This window comes from Demequina rhizosphaerae (genome assembly GCF_000971255.1).
GTDB lineage: Bacteria > Actinomycetota > Actinomycetes > Actinomycetales > Demequinaceae > Demequina > Demequina rhizosphaerae.
Genome location: NZ_BBMC01000011.1, coordinates 26,045 through 42,392 on the forward strand (window position 1 = coordinate 26,045; position 16,348 = coordinate 42,392).

At 72.7% G+C, this 16,348-nt stretch carries 14 protein-coding genes; 9 read left to right on the top strand and 5 right to left on the bottom strand.

The features are described from left to right. The first annotated feature begins 86 nt into the window (after positions 1-86). From AOM07_RS13415 to AOM07_RS13450, 8 genes are all read left to right on the top strand, one after another. Positions 87-1,331, top strand: coding sequence for an AGE family epimerase/isomerase (locus AOM07_RS13415; protein WP_062314662.1), 1,245 nt, complete (start codon positions 87-89; stop codon positions 1,329-1,331). A 16-nt stretch (positions 1,332-1,347) separates the two neighbouring features. After that, positions 1,348-1,941: a 16S rRNA (guanine(966)-N(2))-methyltransferase RsmD gene (gene rsmD / locus AOM07_RS13420; RefSeq protein WP_062314664.1), complete on the top strand. Its 594-nt coding sequence runs from the start codon at positions 1,348-1,350 to the stop codon at positions 1,939-1,941. Then, positions 1,938-2,426, top strand: a complete 489-nt coding sequence (coaD, locus tag AOM07_RS13425; RefSeq protein ID WP_062314666.1) for a pantetheine-phosphate adenylyltransferase — start codon at positions 1,938-1,940, stop codon at positions 2,424-2,426. The genes rsmD and coaD overlap by 4 nt, the downstream gene beginning before the upstream one ends. Positions 2,427-2,989: 563 nt before the next feature. Further along, positions 2,990-3,394 (top strand): YceD family protein, encoded by a 405-nt coding sequence (locus AOM07_RS13430; protein ID WP_369401230.1) that lies wholly within the window; start codon positions 2,990-2,992, stop codon positions 3,392-3,394. A 2-nt stretch (positions 3,395-3,396) separates the two neighbouring features. After that, positions 3,397-3,591 (top strand): 50S ribosomal protein L32, encoded by a 195-nt coding sequence (gene rpmF, locus AOM07_RS13435; protein WP_042216516.1) that lies wholly within the window; start codon positions 3,397-3,399, stop codon positions 3,589-3,591. Between the two features lie 31 nt (positions 3,592-3,622). Next, positions 3,623-4,318 carry a ribonuclease III gene (gene rnc / locus AOM07_RS13440; RefSeq protein ID WP_062314668.1) on the top strand — a complete coding sequence of 232 codons (696 nt, stop codon included), beginning with the start codon at positions 3,623-3,625 and terminating at the stop codon, positions 4,316-4,318. A gap of 15 nt (positions 4,319-4,333) precedes the next feature. Next, a complete protein-coding gene (gene mutM, locus AOM07_RS13445) occupies positions 4,334-5,263 on the top strand; it encodes a bifunctional DNA-formamidopyrimidine glycosylase/DNA-(apurinic or apyrimidinic site) lyase (RefSeq protein WP_062314670.1) in 930 nt (309 codons plus the stop codon). Positions 5,264-5,284: 21 nt separating this feature from the next. Beyond that, positions 5,285-5,902, top strand: coding sequence for a response regulator (locus AOM07_RS13450; protein ID WP_062299823.1), 618 nt, complete (start codon positions 5,285-5,287; stop codon positions 5,900-5,902). Positions 5,903-5,911: 9 nt separating this feature from the next. On the opposite strand, the gene AOM07_RS13455 is transcribed toward AOM07_RS13450, so the two are convergent. Genes AOM07_RS13455 through AOM07_RS13475 form a run of 5 tightly spaced genes read right to left on the bottom strand, consistent with a single transcriptional unit; the run spans position 5,912 to position 13,285 of the window. Next, the gene (locus AOM07_RS13455; RefSeq protein WP_062314673.1) at positions 5,912-7,504 is read right to left on the bottom strand and encodes a GAF domain-containing sensor histidine kinase; all 1,593 of its coding nucleotides are present in this window, start codon (positions 7,502-7,504) and stop codon (positions 5,912-5,914) included. Positions 7,505-7,529: 25 nt separating this feature from the next. Further along, positions 7,530-9,176 carry a thiol reductant ABC exporter subunit CydC gene (gene cydC, locus AOM07_RS13460; RefSeq protein ID WP_062314675.1) on the bottom strand — a complete coding sequence of 549 codons (1,647 nt, stop codon included), beginning with the start codon at positions 9,174-9,176 and terminating at the stop codon, positions 7,530-7,532. Next, the gene (locus AOM07_RS13465) at positions 9,173-10,765 is read right to left on the bottom strand and encodes an ABC transporter ATP-binding protein/permease (RefSeq protein WP_062314678.1); all 1,593 of its coding nucleotides are present in this window, start codon (positions 10,763-10,765) and stop codon (positions 9,173-9,175) included. The genes cydC and AOM07_RS13465 overlap by 4 nt, the downstream gene beginning before the upstream one ends. 8 nt (positions 10,766-10,773) lie before the next feature. After that, entirely contained in the window at positions 10,774-11,796 is a 1,023-nt protein-coding gene (gene cydB / locus AOM07_RS13470; protein ID WP_062314680.1) for a cytochrome d ubiquinol oxidase subunit II, read from the bottom strand. Between the two features lie 13 nt (positions 11,797-11,809). After that, on the bottom strand, positions 11,810-13,285 hold the full coding sequence (locus AOM07_RS13475; RefSeq protein WP_062314683.1) for a cytochrome ubiquinol oxidase subunit I: 1,476 nt from the start codon (positions 13,283-13,285) through the stop codon (positions 11,810-11,812). A gap of 434 nt (positions 13,286-13,719) precedes the next feature. On the opposite strand from AOM07_RS13475, the gene AOM07_RS13480 reads away from it, so the two are divergent. Continuing rightward, on the top strand, positions 13,720-16,248 hold the full coding sequence (locus AOM07_RS13480) for an Rne/Rng family ribonuclease (protein ID WP_062314685.1): 2,529 nt from the start codon (positions 13,720-13,722) through the stop codon (positions 16,246-16,248). Positions 16,249-16,348 lie beyond the last annotated feature (100 nt).

Here is a 16,348-nt window from a genome sequence, read left to right on the forward strand (position 1 = left end):
GGGGTGCGGGGCATCCGCCCTGGCAGCCGTGCCGGGTCCGAACAAGCCTTGCGAGGTCCCGGCTGAGAGCGTTTACAGTTCTGCGTATGACGGAAGCCATCAGCGCCGATCGTCAGCTGTCCGCGCTCCGCGACCTCGCCGAGCGCGAGCTGTCCAGCGGGATCCTGCCCTTCTGGGAGGCGCACGCCTTCGCCGAGGACGGGACCCTCCGCGGCGGCGTCAGCGACGATCTCGACTACCTCGACGACCTGCCCCGCCACGCGGTGCTGGCCGCCCGCATCCTGTGGACCTTCTCGGCCGCGGCCGAGGCGCTCCCCGCCGAGCGGGAGCGCCACCTCGCGACCGCGCGCCGCGCCCTCGACGTCCTCGTCGGCCCCATGTGGGACCCGCAGCACGGCGGCGTCTTCTGGTCGCTCGGCGCCGACGGCGCGGTGCTCGACGACCGCAAGCAGGTCTACGCGCAGGCCTTCACGATCTACGGTCTCGCCCGTTGGGCCCGGGTCGCCGGCGACGAGGAGGCGCTCGACCGGGCGCTGTGGCTCGCGGGTGCGCTCGACGCCTCGGCCCGCGACCTCGAGTTCGGCGGCTACGTCGAGGCGCTCGCGCGCGACTGGTCGGCGACGTCGCGGCTCGCGCTGTCGGAGCTCGACCCCGACGTGCCGAAGTCGATGAACACCAACCTCCACGTGCTCGAGGGGCTCGCCGAGCTGCTGCGCACCTCGGCCGACCTCGCCGTGCGCGAGTCGCTCGAGACGCTGCTGCGGACCACGCTCGACTGCATCGTCGCGGACGCGCCGTTCGCGCACTGCCGGCTGTACTTCGACGAGTCCTGGGACCCGTGCTCCGACGGCGTCTCCTACGGCCACGACATCGAGACCTCGTGGCTCCTGTGGGACGCGTGGGAGGTGCTCGCTCGGCACGGCGTCGCGGACGCCGACCTCGAATGGCGCACCCGCGAGGCCTCTCTGGGCCTGGCCGAGGCGGTCCGCGCACGCGGCGTCGACGCCGACGGCGCGGTCCTGTACGCCGGCACCCCGGACGGCCCGACAGACCTCGACCGCCACTGGTGGCCGCAGGCCGAGGGGGTCGTGGGCTGGCTCAACGCCTTCCAGCTCGGCGGCCGCGCCGAGGACCGCCGCGCCGCGATCAAGACCTGGGACTTCATCGAGACCCACGTCAAGGATCACGCGAACGGCGAGTGGTTCGCGCGCCTCGGTCCCGACAACCGGCCGCTGTCCGGCGGCACCGGCGACCTCAAGATGGGGCCCTGGAAGTGCCCGTACCACAACGCCCGAGCGTGCCTGGAGGTCCTCCGCCGCATCGAGGCGTGACCCCTAGGCTGGGGGCGTGACCAGGATCATCGCGGGCCGCTGGGGAGGTCGCCGCATCGCGGTGCCGCCCCGCGGCACCCGTCCCACGACCGACCGCGTCCGCGAGGCGGTGTTCAGCCGCCTCGACCACGGCGACCACCTGCGCGGGGCACGCGTGCTGGACCTGTTCGCGGGCTCGGGCGCGCTCGGCTTCGAGGCGCTCAGCCGCGGGGCCGCGCATGCGACGCTCGTCGAGGCGGACGCGCGCGCGGTGGGTGTGCTGCGCTCGAACGCCCGCGACCTCTCCGCCGGTCAGGACGCGCGGGTGGTCAAGGAGCGCGTGCGCCCCTTCCTGTCGCGCGACGGCGAGCCGTGGGACGTCATCCTGCTCGACCCTCCCTACGACATCGCACCCGGCGAGCTCGCCGCGGTGCTCGAGTCCGTGGGGGAGAGGCTCGTGCCCGGCGGGCTCGTGGTGCTCGAATGGGCGTCGCGCGCGGGCGCCGCGCCGTGGCCCGCCTCGCTCGTGCCGGTCGCGTCGAAGGCCTACGGCGAGACCGCGATCCACTACGCGCGTCGCGCGGCCCCGGAGTTGGACGACGATGCGGACGGCGGTAGCGTCGAGCCATGACAACGGCAGTCTTCCCCGGCTCCTTCGACCCGGTGACCTGGGGTCACGTCGACATCGCGACGAGGGCGCGCTCGATGTTCTCCAAGGTCGTCATCGCCGTCGCCCACAACTCGACCAAGACGCCGCTGCTCGACCTCGAGACCCGCGTGGCGCTCGCGAAGCGCGCGACCGAGCCGCTCGACGGCGTCGAGGTGGTCCCGGTCGAGGGGCTCCTCGTGGACTTCTGCAAGGGCATCGGCGCCGGCGTGATCGTCAAGGGCCTGCGCGGCGGCGCGGACTACGACTACGAGCGGCCCATGGCGCTCATGAACCGCTCTCTCACCGGCATCGAGACGGTCTTCATCACGGGTGACAACGCGCTCAGCCACGTCGCCTCGTCGCTCGTGCGCGACGTCGCCCGCCACGGCGGCGCGATCGGCCGCTACGTGCCCGACGGCGTCGTGGACGCGGTCGGGGCGGCCCTCGCGGCCGAGCGCGCCGGCTGAGGGCTCCTCGCGCGCCGCGCCCCGGCCCGCCCGCAATGGGTAGCTCATGGTCGGTTCCGCGGGCTCCGCGCGCCGCATGGGTAGATGGTGGTCGCTCCGGCGAGCCGAAGCGACGCGGAGTCGCGCGGCGCGGAGGCCGGCGTGCGGGGAGGCCGGCGTGCGGGGAGGCCGGCAGGCGGAGCGGCCGAGCGGCGCACCGACAATGAGCCACCCATGAGGCGCCGGAACCCCCGGAAACCGACCACCATCTACCCATGCGGGCGAGGGCGGCCTCACGCGCGTGCGAGAATGGAGCCTCGGCCGGCTCGATGAGTTGGCCGAATCCGCCCGCATCGCGTACAGTTGTGGGCTGGCCCTGCCGACAGGTGCGGGCCGAGGTCCCCGCGGACCGGAACGACCAGGAGGCGCGTGTGGCTCACACTTCACGCCCTGCACCCTCGCCGTACACCTTCTCAGTTCGAGACATCGTGCGGCGCCCGGGTGCGCAGAGGCTTGTCTCCGAGGTCTTCCCGGCCCCCGCGGTCCTCGGCACCGATCTGATCGCAGTGCCCGAAGGTGCGGAGGTGAGGCTCGAGCTGAGCCTCGAATCCGTGCAGGAGGGCATCTGGGTCTCCGGAACCGTCAATGGGACGGCGATCGGGGAGTGCGGACGGTGCCTGGACGAGGTGCGGCAAGAGATCGCCGCTCCGGTCCAAGGACTGTTCGAGTACCCCGACTCGCGCACCGCTGGCGAGGAGGAGGGCTCGGAGGACGTCTTCGAGTTCGACGGTGAGAACCTCGAGCTCGAAGAGGTGGTGCGAGACGCGGTGGTGACGAGCCTCCCGTTCACGCCCCTGTGTGACCCGGACTGCCCGGGGCTGTGCGACCAGTGCGGTGCACGGCTCGCGGACGACCCGGATCACGCGCATGAGGTGCTGGACCCGAGGTGGGCCGCCCTGAAGAGTTTGACCGACGAGAAAGAGAGTTAGCCGTGGCTGTTCCGAAGCGCAAGATGTCGCGCAGCAACACGCGTGCACGTCGCTCGCAGTGGAAGACGACCGCTGCCAACCTTTCGACGTGCCCCCAGTGCAAGGCCGACAAGCTGCAGCACACCGCGTGCCCGTCGTGCGGTGCCTACAACGGGCGCCAGTACGTCGAGGCGCTGCGCACCGAGCACGCTGGCTGAGGCACCACGCCTCACGGCGTGAAGTACGAGCATGAGCATTCCAGGGCAGCAGGCAGCTGACGCCCTGATCAGCAGGTTGGGTGTCCACGTGGACCCCGACCTGCTGGTGCTCGCGCTCACCCACCGCTCGTTCGCCTACGAGGCCGGAGGCCTCCCGACGAACGAGCGTTTGGAGTTTCTGGGCGACTCCGTCCTCGGCATCGTCGTGACGGACCGCCTCTACCACGCGCACCCCGACCTCCCCGAGGGCGAGCTCGCGAAGATGCGGGCCGCCTGCGTCTCGCAGCGTGCCCTCGCGATCGTCGCGCGCGACATCGGCCTGGGGCCCTGCATCCTGCTGGGCAAGGGCGAGAAGGCCACGGGCGGCAACGACAAGGACTCGATCCTCTGCGACGCCTTCGAGGCGATCCTCGGCGCCGTCTACCTCACGCACGGCATCGACACCGCCCGCGAGGTCGTCCTCCGGCTCGTCGGCCCCAGCCTCGAGGCGGCCGCCACCTCCGGCGTCGCCCTCGACTGGAAGACGTCGCTGCAGGAGGCCTGCGCCGAGCGCGGCCTCGGCAGCCCCGTCTACGAGGTCGTCGGCGAGGGCCCCGACCACGCGCGCCGCTTCACCGCCACCGTCCTCATCGCGGGCGAGCCCAAGGGCAGCGGCACCGGCACCGCCAAGAAGCACGCCGAGCAGGATGCCGCCGCGGAGGCGTACGCCGTCCTCACCGAGGCGTGATGCCCGGGCCCGCCCTTGCCTGAGCTTCCCGAGGTCGAGACCGTCCGTCTCGGCCTCTCCTCGCTCGTCACCGGCGCCCGCATCGTGCGCGCGGACGTCCTCCGCGACTCGTGCGTCCGCCTCCTCCCCGGCGGCCCGGCCGAGTTCGCCGCCGAGGTCCAGGGCCTCGCGCTGTCGCGCTGGGTGAGGCGCGGCAAGTTCCTGTGGGCCGAGCTCGCGCCCGAGCCCGGGGACGATGCGCCCCTCCTCGCGCTGTCCGCGCACCTGGGCATGTCCGGCCAGTTCCGCGTCCACAGCGACGTCCCCGAGCCGCACCGCCACTGCCGCGCGCGGCTCACGCTCGCCGGCCCCGATCTCACCCTCGACTTCCTCGACCAGCGCACGTTCGGCTACCTGCACGTCGAGCCGCTCGTCCCCACGCCCGACGGCGGGCCCGGGGGACAGGGCACCCCGCTGCCGCTCCTGCCGGCCTCGGTCGCGCACATCGGCCGCGACGCGCTCGATCCCGCGCTGGACGATGCGGCGGCCGCGCGGGCGCTGCGGCGCGGCAGCCGCGGCATCAAGCAGGTGCTGCTCGACCAGACGGTCGTCAGCGGCCTGGGCAACATCTACGCGGACGAGGCGCTGTGGCTCGCTCGCGTCCACCCCGAGCGTCCCGCGCACGCCGTCACCGCATCGTCCGCGCGCACGCTGCTGGACGCCGCCCGGGAGGTGATGGGCCGCGCCCTCGCCCAGGGCGGCACGTCCTTCGACGCGCTGTACGTCAACGTCAACGGCGAGTCCGGCTACTTCTCGCGCTCGCTCGAGGCGTATGGCCGCGCTGGCGAGCCGTGCACCCGCTGCGGCTCGCCGCTGCGCCGGGAGACGATCGGCGGGCGCTCGACCCACTGGTGCCCCCGCTGCCAGCGCCGGTGGAGCGCGCGTCGCAAGGGTCCCGGGTCCTAGGACCGGGGTAGCATTCTCCTTATGTCTGACATCACCGTGCTGGTCCTCGACGACCACGAGGTCGTCCGCCGTGGCATCTGCGACATCCTCGAGCGTGCGGACGGCATCGCCGTCGTGGCCGAGGCCTCGACCGTCGCCCAGGCCGTGCGCCGCGCCGAGGCGGTGCGCCCCCAGGTGATCCTGTCCGACCTGCGCCTGCCCGACGGCACCGGCCTCGACGTGATCAACCACGTGCGCGCGAAGCTGCCCGAGACCCACATCGTCGTGCTCACCAGCTACGACGACGACGAGGCGCGTGCCGCCGCCCGCAACGCCGGCGCGGACGTGTTCCTCGCCAAGACCGCCGACTCGCACGAGGTCCTCAAGGCCGTCCGCGACGCCGCGAGCGGCCGCGAGCACGGCCAGCACATCTCGGTGCACGAGGACGACGTGGTCGCGCGCCTCACCCCGATGGAGCGCCGCGTGCTCGACCTCGTCGGCGCGGGCCTCGCGAACCGCGAGATCGCGGAGAAGCTCGGCATCGCCGAGAAGACCGTGAAGAACCACGTCACGAGCGTGCTCGCCAAGATGGGCCTGCAGCGCCGCACGCAGGTGGTCGCGTGGGCGACCGCGAAGCGCGCGCACTCCTTCCGCGGCTAGCGGCAGGGCTCAGCCCGCGGCCTCCACGTTCCACTCCGCGACCGTGCCGGGCCGGGGCACGCCCGGGCGCGACGGCGCGAGCGTGAAGGTGCCGTTGCGGCGCAGCGCGCGGTTCGCGAGGTTCGACGTGCCGGAGTGGCGGTTGGTCGCGCCGCCGGGCCCGATCCCGTCGTCCACCACGGACACCACGAGCCGGCGGTCGGCGCCCGAGATCTCCATGTAGACGGACGTGGCCTCCGAGTGGCGCGCGACGTTCGACAGCATCTCGCGGACCACCGCGACGACGTCGTCCGACAGCGACGGCTCTCCCGCGATCGCGTGCGACACCTCCGCCCAGTCGACCTTGACGCGCGGCGCGAAGCCCATCGAGTCCGTCGCCATGACGATCTCGCGGCGGATGCGCTCCGAGATGGGCTCGGACGTGCGCTGCCCCGCGAGCGAGCTCATGACGCCGCGGACCTCGTGCTGCGCGCGCTTGACGTGATCGAGGGTGCGCATGAGCCGCGCCGCGAGGCGCGGCTCGACGTCGTGGGCGACCGCCTCGAGCTGCATCGCGGTCGCGAAGAGCTCCTGCGAGACGAAGTCGTGGAGGTCGTCGGCGAGGCGCTGGCGCTCCTCGAGCAGCGTCGTCTTGCTCTTCACGTGCGAGAGCTCGGCGACGGACAGAGCCATCGCGGCCTGCGTCGCGAAGCGCTGCGCGATCTCGAGGTCCTCGGCGGTGAAGGACGCCATGCCGCGGTCGCGCCACAGCATGAGCAGGCCGACGGGACGGTGCTCGGCGCTCAGGGGGGCGTACATCGTGGGCCCGAAGGACTGGACCGCGTCGAGCACGATCGAGCCCGGCGGCTCGGTCGACGTCACGCCCTGGCCCGAGCGGATCACCTCGATCGCGCGGCCCTCGGCCGGCAGCTCGAGGCCCAGCAGCTCGGGCCCGCGGGGCCCGGACGTGATCTCCATCGTCCAGCTGCCGTCGACGCCGGGCAGCACGAGTGCGGCGTTGATGGCGCCCGCGAGGTCCTTCGCGGACTCGACGATGGTCTCGAAGACGTCCTCGTCGCCAGGGTCCGCCAGCAGGGCCGTGGTGATGTCCTGCGAGGCGGTCAGCCAACGCTCGCGCGCGAGCGCCTTCTGGTACAGCTGCGCGTTGTCGATCGCGACGGACGCGGCGGCGGCGAGCGCCTCGACCGCGGCCTCGTCGTCCGCCGTGAACTCGCCGGGCTTGCTCGCGAGGTAGAGGTAGCCGAACACGCTGCCGCGGACCTTGAGCGCCGTGCCGAGGAAGGACCCCATCGGCGGGTGGTGCCTCGGCATGCCCTGGAACGCCGGGTGCTGCGTGAGGTCCGCGAGCACGAGCGTGCCCTCGTCGGGGATCTGCCCCAGCACGCCCACCGCGTTGGGTGCGCGCTGGATGTGCTCCCACACGCCGGACGGGATGCCCTTGTAGTGGAATTCGACGCTGATGCCCTCCTCGTCGAGCACGTTGATCGCGGCGTACTTCGCGCCGGTCTGGTCGATCAGCGCCGTGAGGAACATGTCGAGCGTGTGGGCGAGATCGAGCTCGAGGTTGAGCGAGACGATCGCGTCGGTCATCGCGTCCGACAAGCGCGACTCCTTCCGGGGGGCAGGTTCAGTCATCGAGGCTCACCACCGAGTCCGCAAGGTCGAGGAGCGAGAGGTCGTGGGTGACGAGCACCACCGTACGGCCCTGCGCCCGCATCCGTGTCACGAACGCCCGCAGCGCGTCGGCTCCGGCGTCGTCGAGATGCTCCGCGGGCTCGTCCACGAGCGCCACCGGCGCGGGCGCCAGACCGGCCCGCGCGAGCAGCAGCCGGCGCCTCTCGCCGCCGGACACCGACCGCCCGCCCGCGCCCAGCTCGGTCGCCAGGCCCGCGGGCAGACCGCGCACCCAGCCGTCGAGCCCGACGAGCGTGAGCGCGTCCCACGCCTCGTCCTCGGTGACGTCGCCGCGCGCGACGCGGAGGTTCTCGAGCACGGTGGTCCCGAACACGTGCGCGTCCTCGGCGGTCATCGCGACCACCGTGCCCGTGTCGGCGGGCGAGGACGGCCTTCCGTCGAGCGTGACGGCGCCCGCGGCGGGCGGCAGCGCGCCCGCGATCGTGGTGAGCAGCGTGGTCTTGCCCACCCCCGAGCGGCCGACGACCGCGAGCACCTGGCCCGGGTCGACCCGGGCGCTCACGGGCGGGGTGGGCTCCATGCCCGGCCACGCGACGCTGAGGGCGTCGAGCGCGAGGGACGATGCGGCGGGCACCTCGCGCGGCCCGGTCGCCTCGTCGGCGGGCGTCTCGTCGACCATCTCCGCGAGGCGTCGCGCGGCGGCGGCCGAGCGGAAGTACTGCATGATCGCGGCCGGCACCGCCCCGACGGCCTCGAAGGCGGCGAGGGGGAGCAGCGCGACCACGGCGGCGCTCGGGCCGTCCAGGTCGCCCCGCTGCACCGCGAGGACGCCGAGGGCGACCAGCGCGACGAGCGCGAGGCCCGAGAACAGCGCCTGGAAGCCGGCGGCCCAGGCCGCGGGCCGGGCGGCGAGCTCGTGCGCGTGCTCGGCGTCGCGGTCGGCGCCGCGCAGCGCCGCGGCGGCGTCGTCGAGCGTGCCCCACACGCGGTGCTCGGTCGCGCCGTCCATCGCGGACAGCGCGGCCGCCGACACCTCGGCGTGCGCGCGTGCCCCGGCCACCGCCGCGATGCGCGCGGAGCGGGCCGTGAGGATCGCCGGCACCACGCCCGCGAGCACGAGGCACACGGCCAGCGCGAGGCCCGCGAGCGGCAGCAGGAAGGCGACGATGGCGACCGAGATCGCGGACACGGTCACGGCGACCCCGAGCGGGATGATCGCGCGCACCACGGCGTCGCCGATCGCGTCGAGGTCGGCGCCCATGCGCGCGACGATGTCGCCGCGACGCAGCCCCAGCACGGTGCGGGCGCCCGAGCGCGCGAGCCGGTCGTACGCGCGCTCCCGCAGCGTCACGACGCCCCGGAGCGCCGCATCGTGCGACGCGAGCCGCTCGAGGTACCGGAACACGCCGCGAGAGATGCCGAAGAAGCGCACCACGGTCGCGGCCAGGGCGACGTCGGCGGGCGACGGCATCTGCGCGGCCTTGGCGATGAGCCACGCCGCGACCGCGGCGAGGCCGACCGCGGAGCCGAGGGCCATGGTGCCCGCGAGGATCGCCCGCACGATCGCCCACCGGCGCACGCCGGTGTCGCGGATCGCCGCGCGCAGCAGGGCGAGGTCGGAGGCGTCCCGGCGGCTCATGGCGCCACCTCCGCGCGGGCGGCGGTGACCTCGACGACCGCGTCGGCGGCCTCGAGGACCTCGGCCTCGTGGGTCGCGACGACGACGGTCGCGCCCGCGTCGGCGAGCGCCCGCATGCGTGCGATCACCTCGGCGCGGGAGGCGCGGTCGAGGTGCGAGGTGGGCTCGTCGAGCAGGACGAGCGGACGTCCCGAGTCGAACGCCCGGTCGAGCGCGCGCCGCTGACGCTGGCCCAGCGACAGGGTGCGGCCGGCGGGGCCCAGGTCGGGGCGCTGCGGCACCCACGCCACCTGGGCGAGCCACGAGGCCTCGTCGACCGCCGCATCGTCCGTCAGCACGGGGTCGCCGCCCACGGCGACGGTGCCCGCGTCGGGCGCGAGCAGGCCGGTGAGCGCGAGCAGCGCGGTGGACTTGCCCTCGCCGTTGGGGCCGCGCAGCGCCGTGACGGCGCCGGGAGCCGCGACGAGGCCGAGCGCGGCGGGGGCGAGGCGCGTGCCGTCGGGGGTGGCGACGGCGAGGCCGGTCACCTCGATCGCGCGGCCGCGCACGTCAGGGGCGGCGCCCAGCGACCGGCGGGCACGTGCCGGGTCCTTCTCGTCGAGCAGCGTGAACGCGGCATCGGCGGCCGCGAGGCCGTCCGCGGAGGCGTGGAAGTGGGTGCCGACGTTGCGCAGCGGCAGGTAGACCTCGGGCGCCAGGACGAGCACCGCGAGGGCTGTCTCGATGCCGATCTCGCCGGCGATGAGCCGGAAGCCCATGGTGACGGCCACGATCGCGACGGCCAGCGTCGTGAGGAGCTCGAGCACCATGCCCGAGAGGAACGCGACCCGCAGCGAGCCCATCGTGGCGCGGCGCTGCGCGTCGCCGAGCTCGCGCACGCGGGCCGCGGGGCCCCGCTCGCGGCCCAGGGCCTTGAGCGTGGGCAGGCCCTCGATGAGGTCGAGGGTGCGGGCGCCCAGGCGCTGCATCGCCTCGAGGTGCTTGGCGGAGCGCTCCTGCGTCACCAGCCCGACGAGGATCATGAACATCGGCACGAGGGGCAGCGTGACGAGCACGATGACGGCGGACAGCCAGTCGAGGCCCAGCACCACGACGAGCATCACCGGCGTGACGGTGACGGCGAGGGCGAGCTGGGGGAGGTAGCGCACGAAGTACGGCAGCAGGTCGTCGAGCCCGCGGGTGACGAGGGTGGCGACCTCCGCGGTGCGGCCGCCGGCGGACCAGCGCGGGCCGCGGGTGGCGACGTGGTCGACGACCATCTCGCGCAGCTGCGAGATCACGCGGACGCCGGCGCGGTGCGCGAGGCGCTCCTGGAGCCACGCGACGGCGGTGCGGGCGGCCACGACGGCCGCGAGGACGGTGAGGCCCGTCGCGAGGGTGCGGGCACCCTCGGGGACGATGCGGCCCCACCAGTGGAGGCCGTCGTCGGCGAGGGGGACGGGGGAGAGGACCGGCGCGAGGAGGCGGGCGATGACCAGGGCCTGCACGAGGATGAGCAGTGCCGTGACAAAGCCCAGGCCCGCCGTCACGAGGATGTGGCGGCGGGCCGGGCCGATCCTGCGGACGAGCCGCGGATCGAGAGGCTTCATCGAGCGGGTCAGCCCTTCATGAAGGTCAGCTCGTTGTGCTCCGGGATGTGCTCCATCGACAGGCGCTTCCGGAACACCCAGTAGGTCCACGACTGGTACGCGAGCACGACCGGGGTCATGATGACCGCGACCCACGTCATGACCGTGAGCGTGTAGTCGGTCGAGGAGGCGTTGTCGATGGTGAGCGAGTTCGCCTCGTCGATCGCCGGCATCACGTTCGGGTACATCGCGCCGAAGATCAGCACCACCGCGCCGACGATCGCGACGGCGTTGGCGATGAACGCCCAGCCGAAGCGGCCCCGGAGGGTCGAGAACCACGCGCCGACCAGCGCGACCGCGGCGAGGGCGACGGCCGCCCAGGTCCACGTGTTGCGCGAGTAGGCCAGCTGCGCCCACACGGCCCACACGCCGGCGACCGCGACGGCCGCGAGCGACGCCTTGCGGGCGAAGGCCTCGGAGCGCTCGCGGATCTCGCCGTCGGTCTTGAGCGACAGGAAGATCGCGCCGTGCGACAGGAAGATCGCGAGGGTCACCGCGCCGCCGAGGAGGGCGAACGGGCTGAGCAGGTCGAAGAAGTTGCCCACGTACTGGTGGTCGGCGTCGAGGTTGACGCCGCGGACCAGGTTGGCGAACGCGACGCCCCACAGGATCGCGGGGACCCACGCGGAGCCGATGATGACCCAGTCCCAGCGGCCGCGCCACGTCTCGTCGTTGATCTTGCCGCGGTACTCGATGGCGACCGCGCGCACGATCAGCGCGAGCAGGATGAGCAGGAGCGGCAGGTAGAAGCCGGAGAACATCGTGGCGTACCACTCGGGGAACGCGGCGAAGGTCGCGCCGCCCGCGGTGAGCAGCCACACCTCGTTGCCGTCCCACACGGGCCCGATGGTGTTGAGCACCACGCGGCGCCCCTTGTTGGACCTTCCGATGATCGGCATGAGCATGCCGACGCCGAAGTCGAAGCCCTCGAGCACGAGGTAGCCGGTCCACAGGACCGCGATGAGGATGAACCAGACGAGTGCGAGATCCATGAGCGGGGACTCCTTAGTACGCGAACGACAGCGGCGTGGACTGGTCGTCGTCCTTGCGGACCACGGGCTCGGCCACCTCCGGCGCGCCCTCGACGGCGTAGCGCTGGATGAGGCGGAACCAGAAGACGCCGAGGATGGCGTACACCACCGTGAACGTGATCATCGAGGTGAGCACCTCGCCGGCGCTCACCGAGCTCGAGTACCCGAACATCGTCATGAGCATGATCTGGTCGGACCCGGTCGGGTTCGGCGCGACCACGAAGGGCTGGCGTCCCATCTCCGTGAAGATCCAGCCGAAGCTCGCCGCGAGGTAGGGCATCGGCAGGGACACGAGCGCGAGCGTCTTCATCCACCCCGGCAGCTCGGTGCGCTTCTTCCGGGTGAACCAGAAGATGCCGAGCGCGAGGGCCGCGGAGAAGGCCGCGAGGCCGATCATGAGGCGGAAGGACCAGTACGTCACCGCGAGGTTCGGGCGGTACTCGATCTCCTCGCCGTCCGGCGTGGTCGCGCCGTAGCGCTCCGCGTACTGCTCCTGGAGCTCCTCGAGCCCGTCGATCTCCGCGTTCCAGTCGCCGGTCGCCATGTACGACAGCAGGCCGGGGATCTCGATGAGGTGCGTCACCGAGTCGGGGTCGTCGCCCGCCAGGTTGCCGATCGCGAGGATCGAGAACGGCGCGGGCTGCTCGGAGTGGACGAGGCCCTCGGCGGCGGCCATCTTGATCGGCTGCTGCTCGAACATGAGCTTCGCCTGGAGGTCGCCGGTGATGATCACCGCGAGGCCCGAGAGGATCATCACGCCCGCGCCGAAGCGCGCGGCGGTGCGGTACATGCCGATGTCCTTGTGCTGCGCGTCCTCGCGGTGCTTGCGGACCATCCAGTACACGGCGATGCCGCTGACGAACGTGCCGGCGACGAGGAACGCCGTCGCGATGACGTGCGGGAACGCCACCAGGGTGGTGTTGTTCGTCAGCACCGCCACGATGTCGTTCATCTCGGCGCGGCCGGTCTCGGCGTTGTACTCCGCGCCGACCGGGTGCTGCATCCACGAGTTCGCCGCGATGATGAAGTACGCGGACAGCACGGTGCCGATCGAGAAGCACCACACCGTGAGCAGGTGCAGCTTCTTGGGCAGCCGGTCCCAGCCGAAGATCCACAGGCCCAGGAACGTCGACTCGAGGAAGAACGCGAGCAGCGCCTCCATCGCGAGCGGGGCGCCGAAGACGTCCCCGACGAAGCGCGAGTACTCGGACCAGTTCATGCCGAACTGGAACTCCTGCACGATGCCGGTGGCGACGCCGAGCGCGAAGTTGATGAGCAGCAGCTTGCCGTAGAACTTGGTCAGACGCAGCCACTTCTCCTTCCCGGTGCGCACCCATGCGGTCTGCATGATCGCGACGAGGACGGACAGGCCGATCGTCAGGGGGACGAGGATGAAGTGGTAGACGGTCGTGATGCCGAACTGCCACCGTGCAAGCTCGAGAGCTTCCATGGGACGGGGACCTCCTAGGTGTTCTAAGGGGAAAACTACTCGGGCGCGCGTTTTCACGCACCAGGACCTAGGTCCCTGTCGAGGTCACGACTGCGCATCGGACCAGCACGGTTGCGGCGGCCCCCCACGGCCCCGCGACGCGCCCCGCAGAGGGGTGGTTTCCCGCTTTCGCAGGCCGCTGTGACACAATGTCCCATAGGTCAGGTGCCCAGCCACACCGGGTGCCAACCGCGCGACAGACGCAGCGAGGACGCAGCTGCCAGTCCCGACCGATCCCGCAGGCCTACAGGCCGCGAGCGGAGAAAACGGGGATGGGCGCTCGAGATCGCCGCTGTCCGCCGCGACCAGCAGACTTCCGTGGCCACGGATCGTGAGCCGCGAACGACGATGAGGTCGGGACCGTGTGTGGACGGTCCCGATTCGAGGTACCCGCCTTGAGCGAGGAAAGCACCGCAGCACCCGAGACCACCGTCTCCGCCCCGATCTTCCAGGCGCCCGAGCCCACCCGCTCGCGCCGCGCCTCCGCGCCCGCCGGCCCGCCGGCGTCCGCGACCCCGCCGCCCGCCTCCCCCTTCTCGGCACCCGAGGCGCCCGCGCCCGCCGACGAGCGGCCCGCGGACGAGGCCCCCAAGGCCAAGCGCTCGGGCGGCAAGAAGAAGGCCAAGAAGCCGCAGGACGCCGAGGCGGCCGCGGACAAGAAGGCGGCGGACAAGCAGGACAAGAAGCAGGACAGGCCGGCCGAGGACGAGGGCGGCAAGCCCGCGCCGAAGCAGCGCCGCCGCGCCACCTCGGACGGCAAGCCCGAGCAGCCCGCGGACGAGGCCGAGAAGCCCGCCGAGCCCTCCGAGCAGTCCGAGGACGCCGAGGGCGACGACTCCGAGGGCGGCTCGGCCCGTCGTCGCCGCCGCCGCGGCGGACGCGGCCGCGGCAAGAAGAAGCCCACGGACGGCGCCGAGCCGACCGAGGGCGGCGAGCCCGAGGCCCCGTCGGACGCGGACGCCGGCAAGGCCGACGAGGCGCCCACCGAGGCCGGCGGCTCCGCCGAGGGCGACGAGCAGTCGGACGACTCCGACGGCGAGGGCGGCTCGCGCCGTCGCCGCCGCCGTAGCCGCGGCTCCCGCTCGGGCTCCGGCTCGGGCTCGGGCAGCGGCTCCTCGTCGGGCGACGACCAGCTCCAGGGCTCGACCCGCCTCCAGGCGAAGCGTCAGCGCCGCCGCGACTCCCGCGACGGCCAGCGCCGCCGCCCCGTGATCTCCGAGGCCGAGTTCCTCGCCCGCCGCGAGTCCGTCAAGCGCTCCATGGTGGTGCGTGAGAAGGACGGCCGTGTCCAGATCGCCGTGCTCGAGGACGACGTGCTGGTCGAGCACTACGTGTCCCACCAGGCGCAGCAGTCGATGGCGGGCAACGTCTACCTGGGCCGCGTCCAGAACGTGCTGCCCGGCATGGAGGCCGCGTTCGTCGACATCGGTCGCGGCCGCAACGCCGTGCTGTACGCGGGCGAGGTCAACTGGGACGCCGCCGGCCTCGAGGGCAAGGCCAAGCGCATCGAGCTCGCGCTCAAGCCGGGCGACACCGTCATGGTGCAGGTCACCAAGGACCCCATCGGCCACAAGGGCGCCCGCGTCACGTCGCAGATCTCGCTCGCCGGCCGCTTCCTCGTGTACGTGCCCGGCGGCGGCGTCACCGGCATCAGCCGCAAGCTGCCCGACACCGAGCGCAACCGTCTCAAGAAGCTGCTCCGCGAGGTCATCCCCTCCGACGCGGGCGTCATCGTCCGCACCGCGGCCGAGGGCGCCTCGGAGGAGGAGCTGCGCGCGGACGTCGAGCGTCTCAAGCGCCAGTGGCAGACCATCCTCGACGAGTCCAAGCCCGGCACCAAGGCTCCGAAGCTGCTGCGCGGCGAGCCCGACATGGCGATCCGCGTGGTCCGCGACATCTTCAACGAGGACTTCGACTCGCTCACCATCCAGGGCGACGACACGTGGAACTCGCTGTCGATGTACGTCGGCCAGGTCGCCCCCGACCTCATGCCGCGCCTGCACAAGTTCACGGGCGACCGCGACGTGTTCGCGGAGTCCCGCATCGACGAGCAGCTCGCCAAGGGCATGGACCGCAAGGTCTGGCTGCCCTCGGGCGGCTCGCTCGTCATCGACCGCACCGAGGCGATGACCGTCATCGACGTCAACACGGGCAAGTTCGTCGGCAAGGGCGGCACGCTCGAGGAGACGATGACGCTCAACAACCTCGAGGCGGCCGAGGAGATCGTGCGCCAGCTGCGGCTGCGCGACATCGGCGGCATCATCGTCATCGACTTCGTCGACATGCTGCTCGAGGCCAACCGCGACCGCGTGCTGCGCCGGCTCATCGAGTGCCTGGGCCGCGACCGCACCAAGCACCAGGTGGCCGAGGTCACGTCGCTCGGCCTCGTGCAGATGACCCGCAAGCGCGTGGGCCAGGGCCTGGTCGAGGCGTTCTCGGAGACCTGCGACCACTGCAAGGGCCGCGGCTTCCTCGTCCACGGCGAGCCCGTCGCCGAGGCGAGCGAGAAGCAGCCCGAGAACCGTCGCTCGCGCGGTTCGCGCGGCGGCCAGCAGAACAAGGGCCAGAACCAGCAGCAGGGCAAGGGTCAGAACCAGCAGCAGCAGGAGAAGGCCCCGCAGGAGAAGCCCGAGCCCGAGAAGGACGCGCACGCGCACACCCCGGTGCAGGGCGAGACCCACGCGCTCGACGACCGTGAGGAGGCCCGGGCGGCCGTCAAGGCGACCCTCGCCTCGATCGCCGCGGCGGCCGAGAAGGCGCACCACCACGAGGACCACGACGAGGTCGTGACCGACGCGGGCGACGCCGAGATGGTCATCGACGTGCCGATCGTGCTGCCCGAGCCCGACGCGGACGAGAAGCCCGCCGCGGACGAGGCGCCCGCCGCCGAGGAGCAGCAGCCCGAGGGCTCCGCGCAGGGCTGAGACGACAGCAGCTCGTGTTCGAGGCGCGCCGTACGGCGCGCCTCGACGCGTCTCCGGACGAGATCCGCGTCCGATCCCCGGAGACCTCTCCACGCACGCC

Excerpts from the sequence above, each read along its gene's own strand:
- AOM07_RS13415 (WP_062314662.1), top strand. The coding sequence starts at position 87 with ATGACGGAAGCCATCAGCGCCGATCGTCAGCTGTCCGCGCTCCGCGAC.
- coaD (WP_062314666.1), top strand. The coding sequence starts at position 1,938 with ATGACAACGGCAGTCTTCCCCGGCTCCTTCGACCCGGTGACCTGGGGT.
- rnc (WP_062314668.1), top strand. The coding sequence starts at position 3,623 with ATGAGCATTCCAGGGCAGCAGGCAGCTGACGCCCTGATCAGCAGGTTG.
- AOM07_RS13450 (WP_062299823.1), top strand. The coding sequence starts at position 5,285 with ATGTCTGACATCACCGTGCTGGTCCTCGACGACCACGAGGTCGTCCGC.
- cydC (WP_062314675.1), bottom strand. The coding sequence starts at position 9,176 with ATGAGCCGCCGGGACGCCTCCGACCTCGCCCTGCTGCGCGCGGCGATC.
- AOM07_RS13465 (WP_062314678.1), bottom strand. The coding sequence starts at position 10,765 with ATGAAGCCTCTCGATCCGCGGCTCGTCCGCAGGATCGGCCCGGCCCGC.
- cydB (WP_062314680.1), bottom strand. The coding sequence starts at position 11,796 with ATGGATCTCGCACTCGTCTGGTTCATCCTCATCGCGGTCCTGTGGACC.
- AOM07_RS13475 (WP_062314683.1), bottom strand. The coding sequence starts at position 13,285 with ATGGAAGCTCTCGAGCTTGCACGGTGGCAGTTCGGCATCACGACCGTC.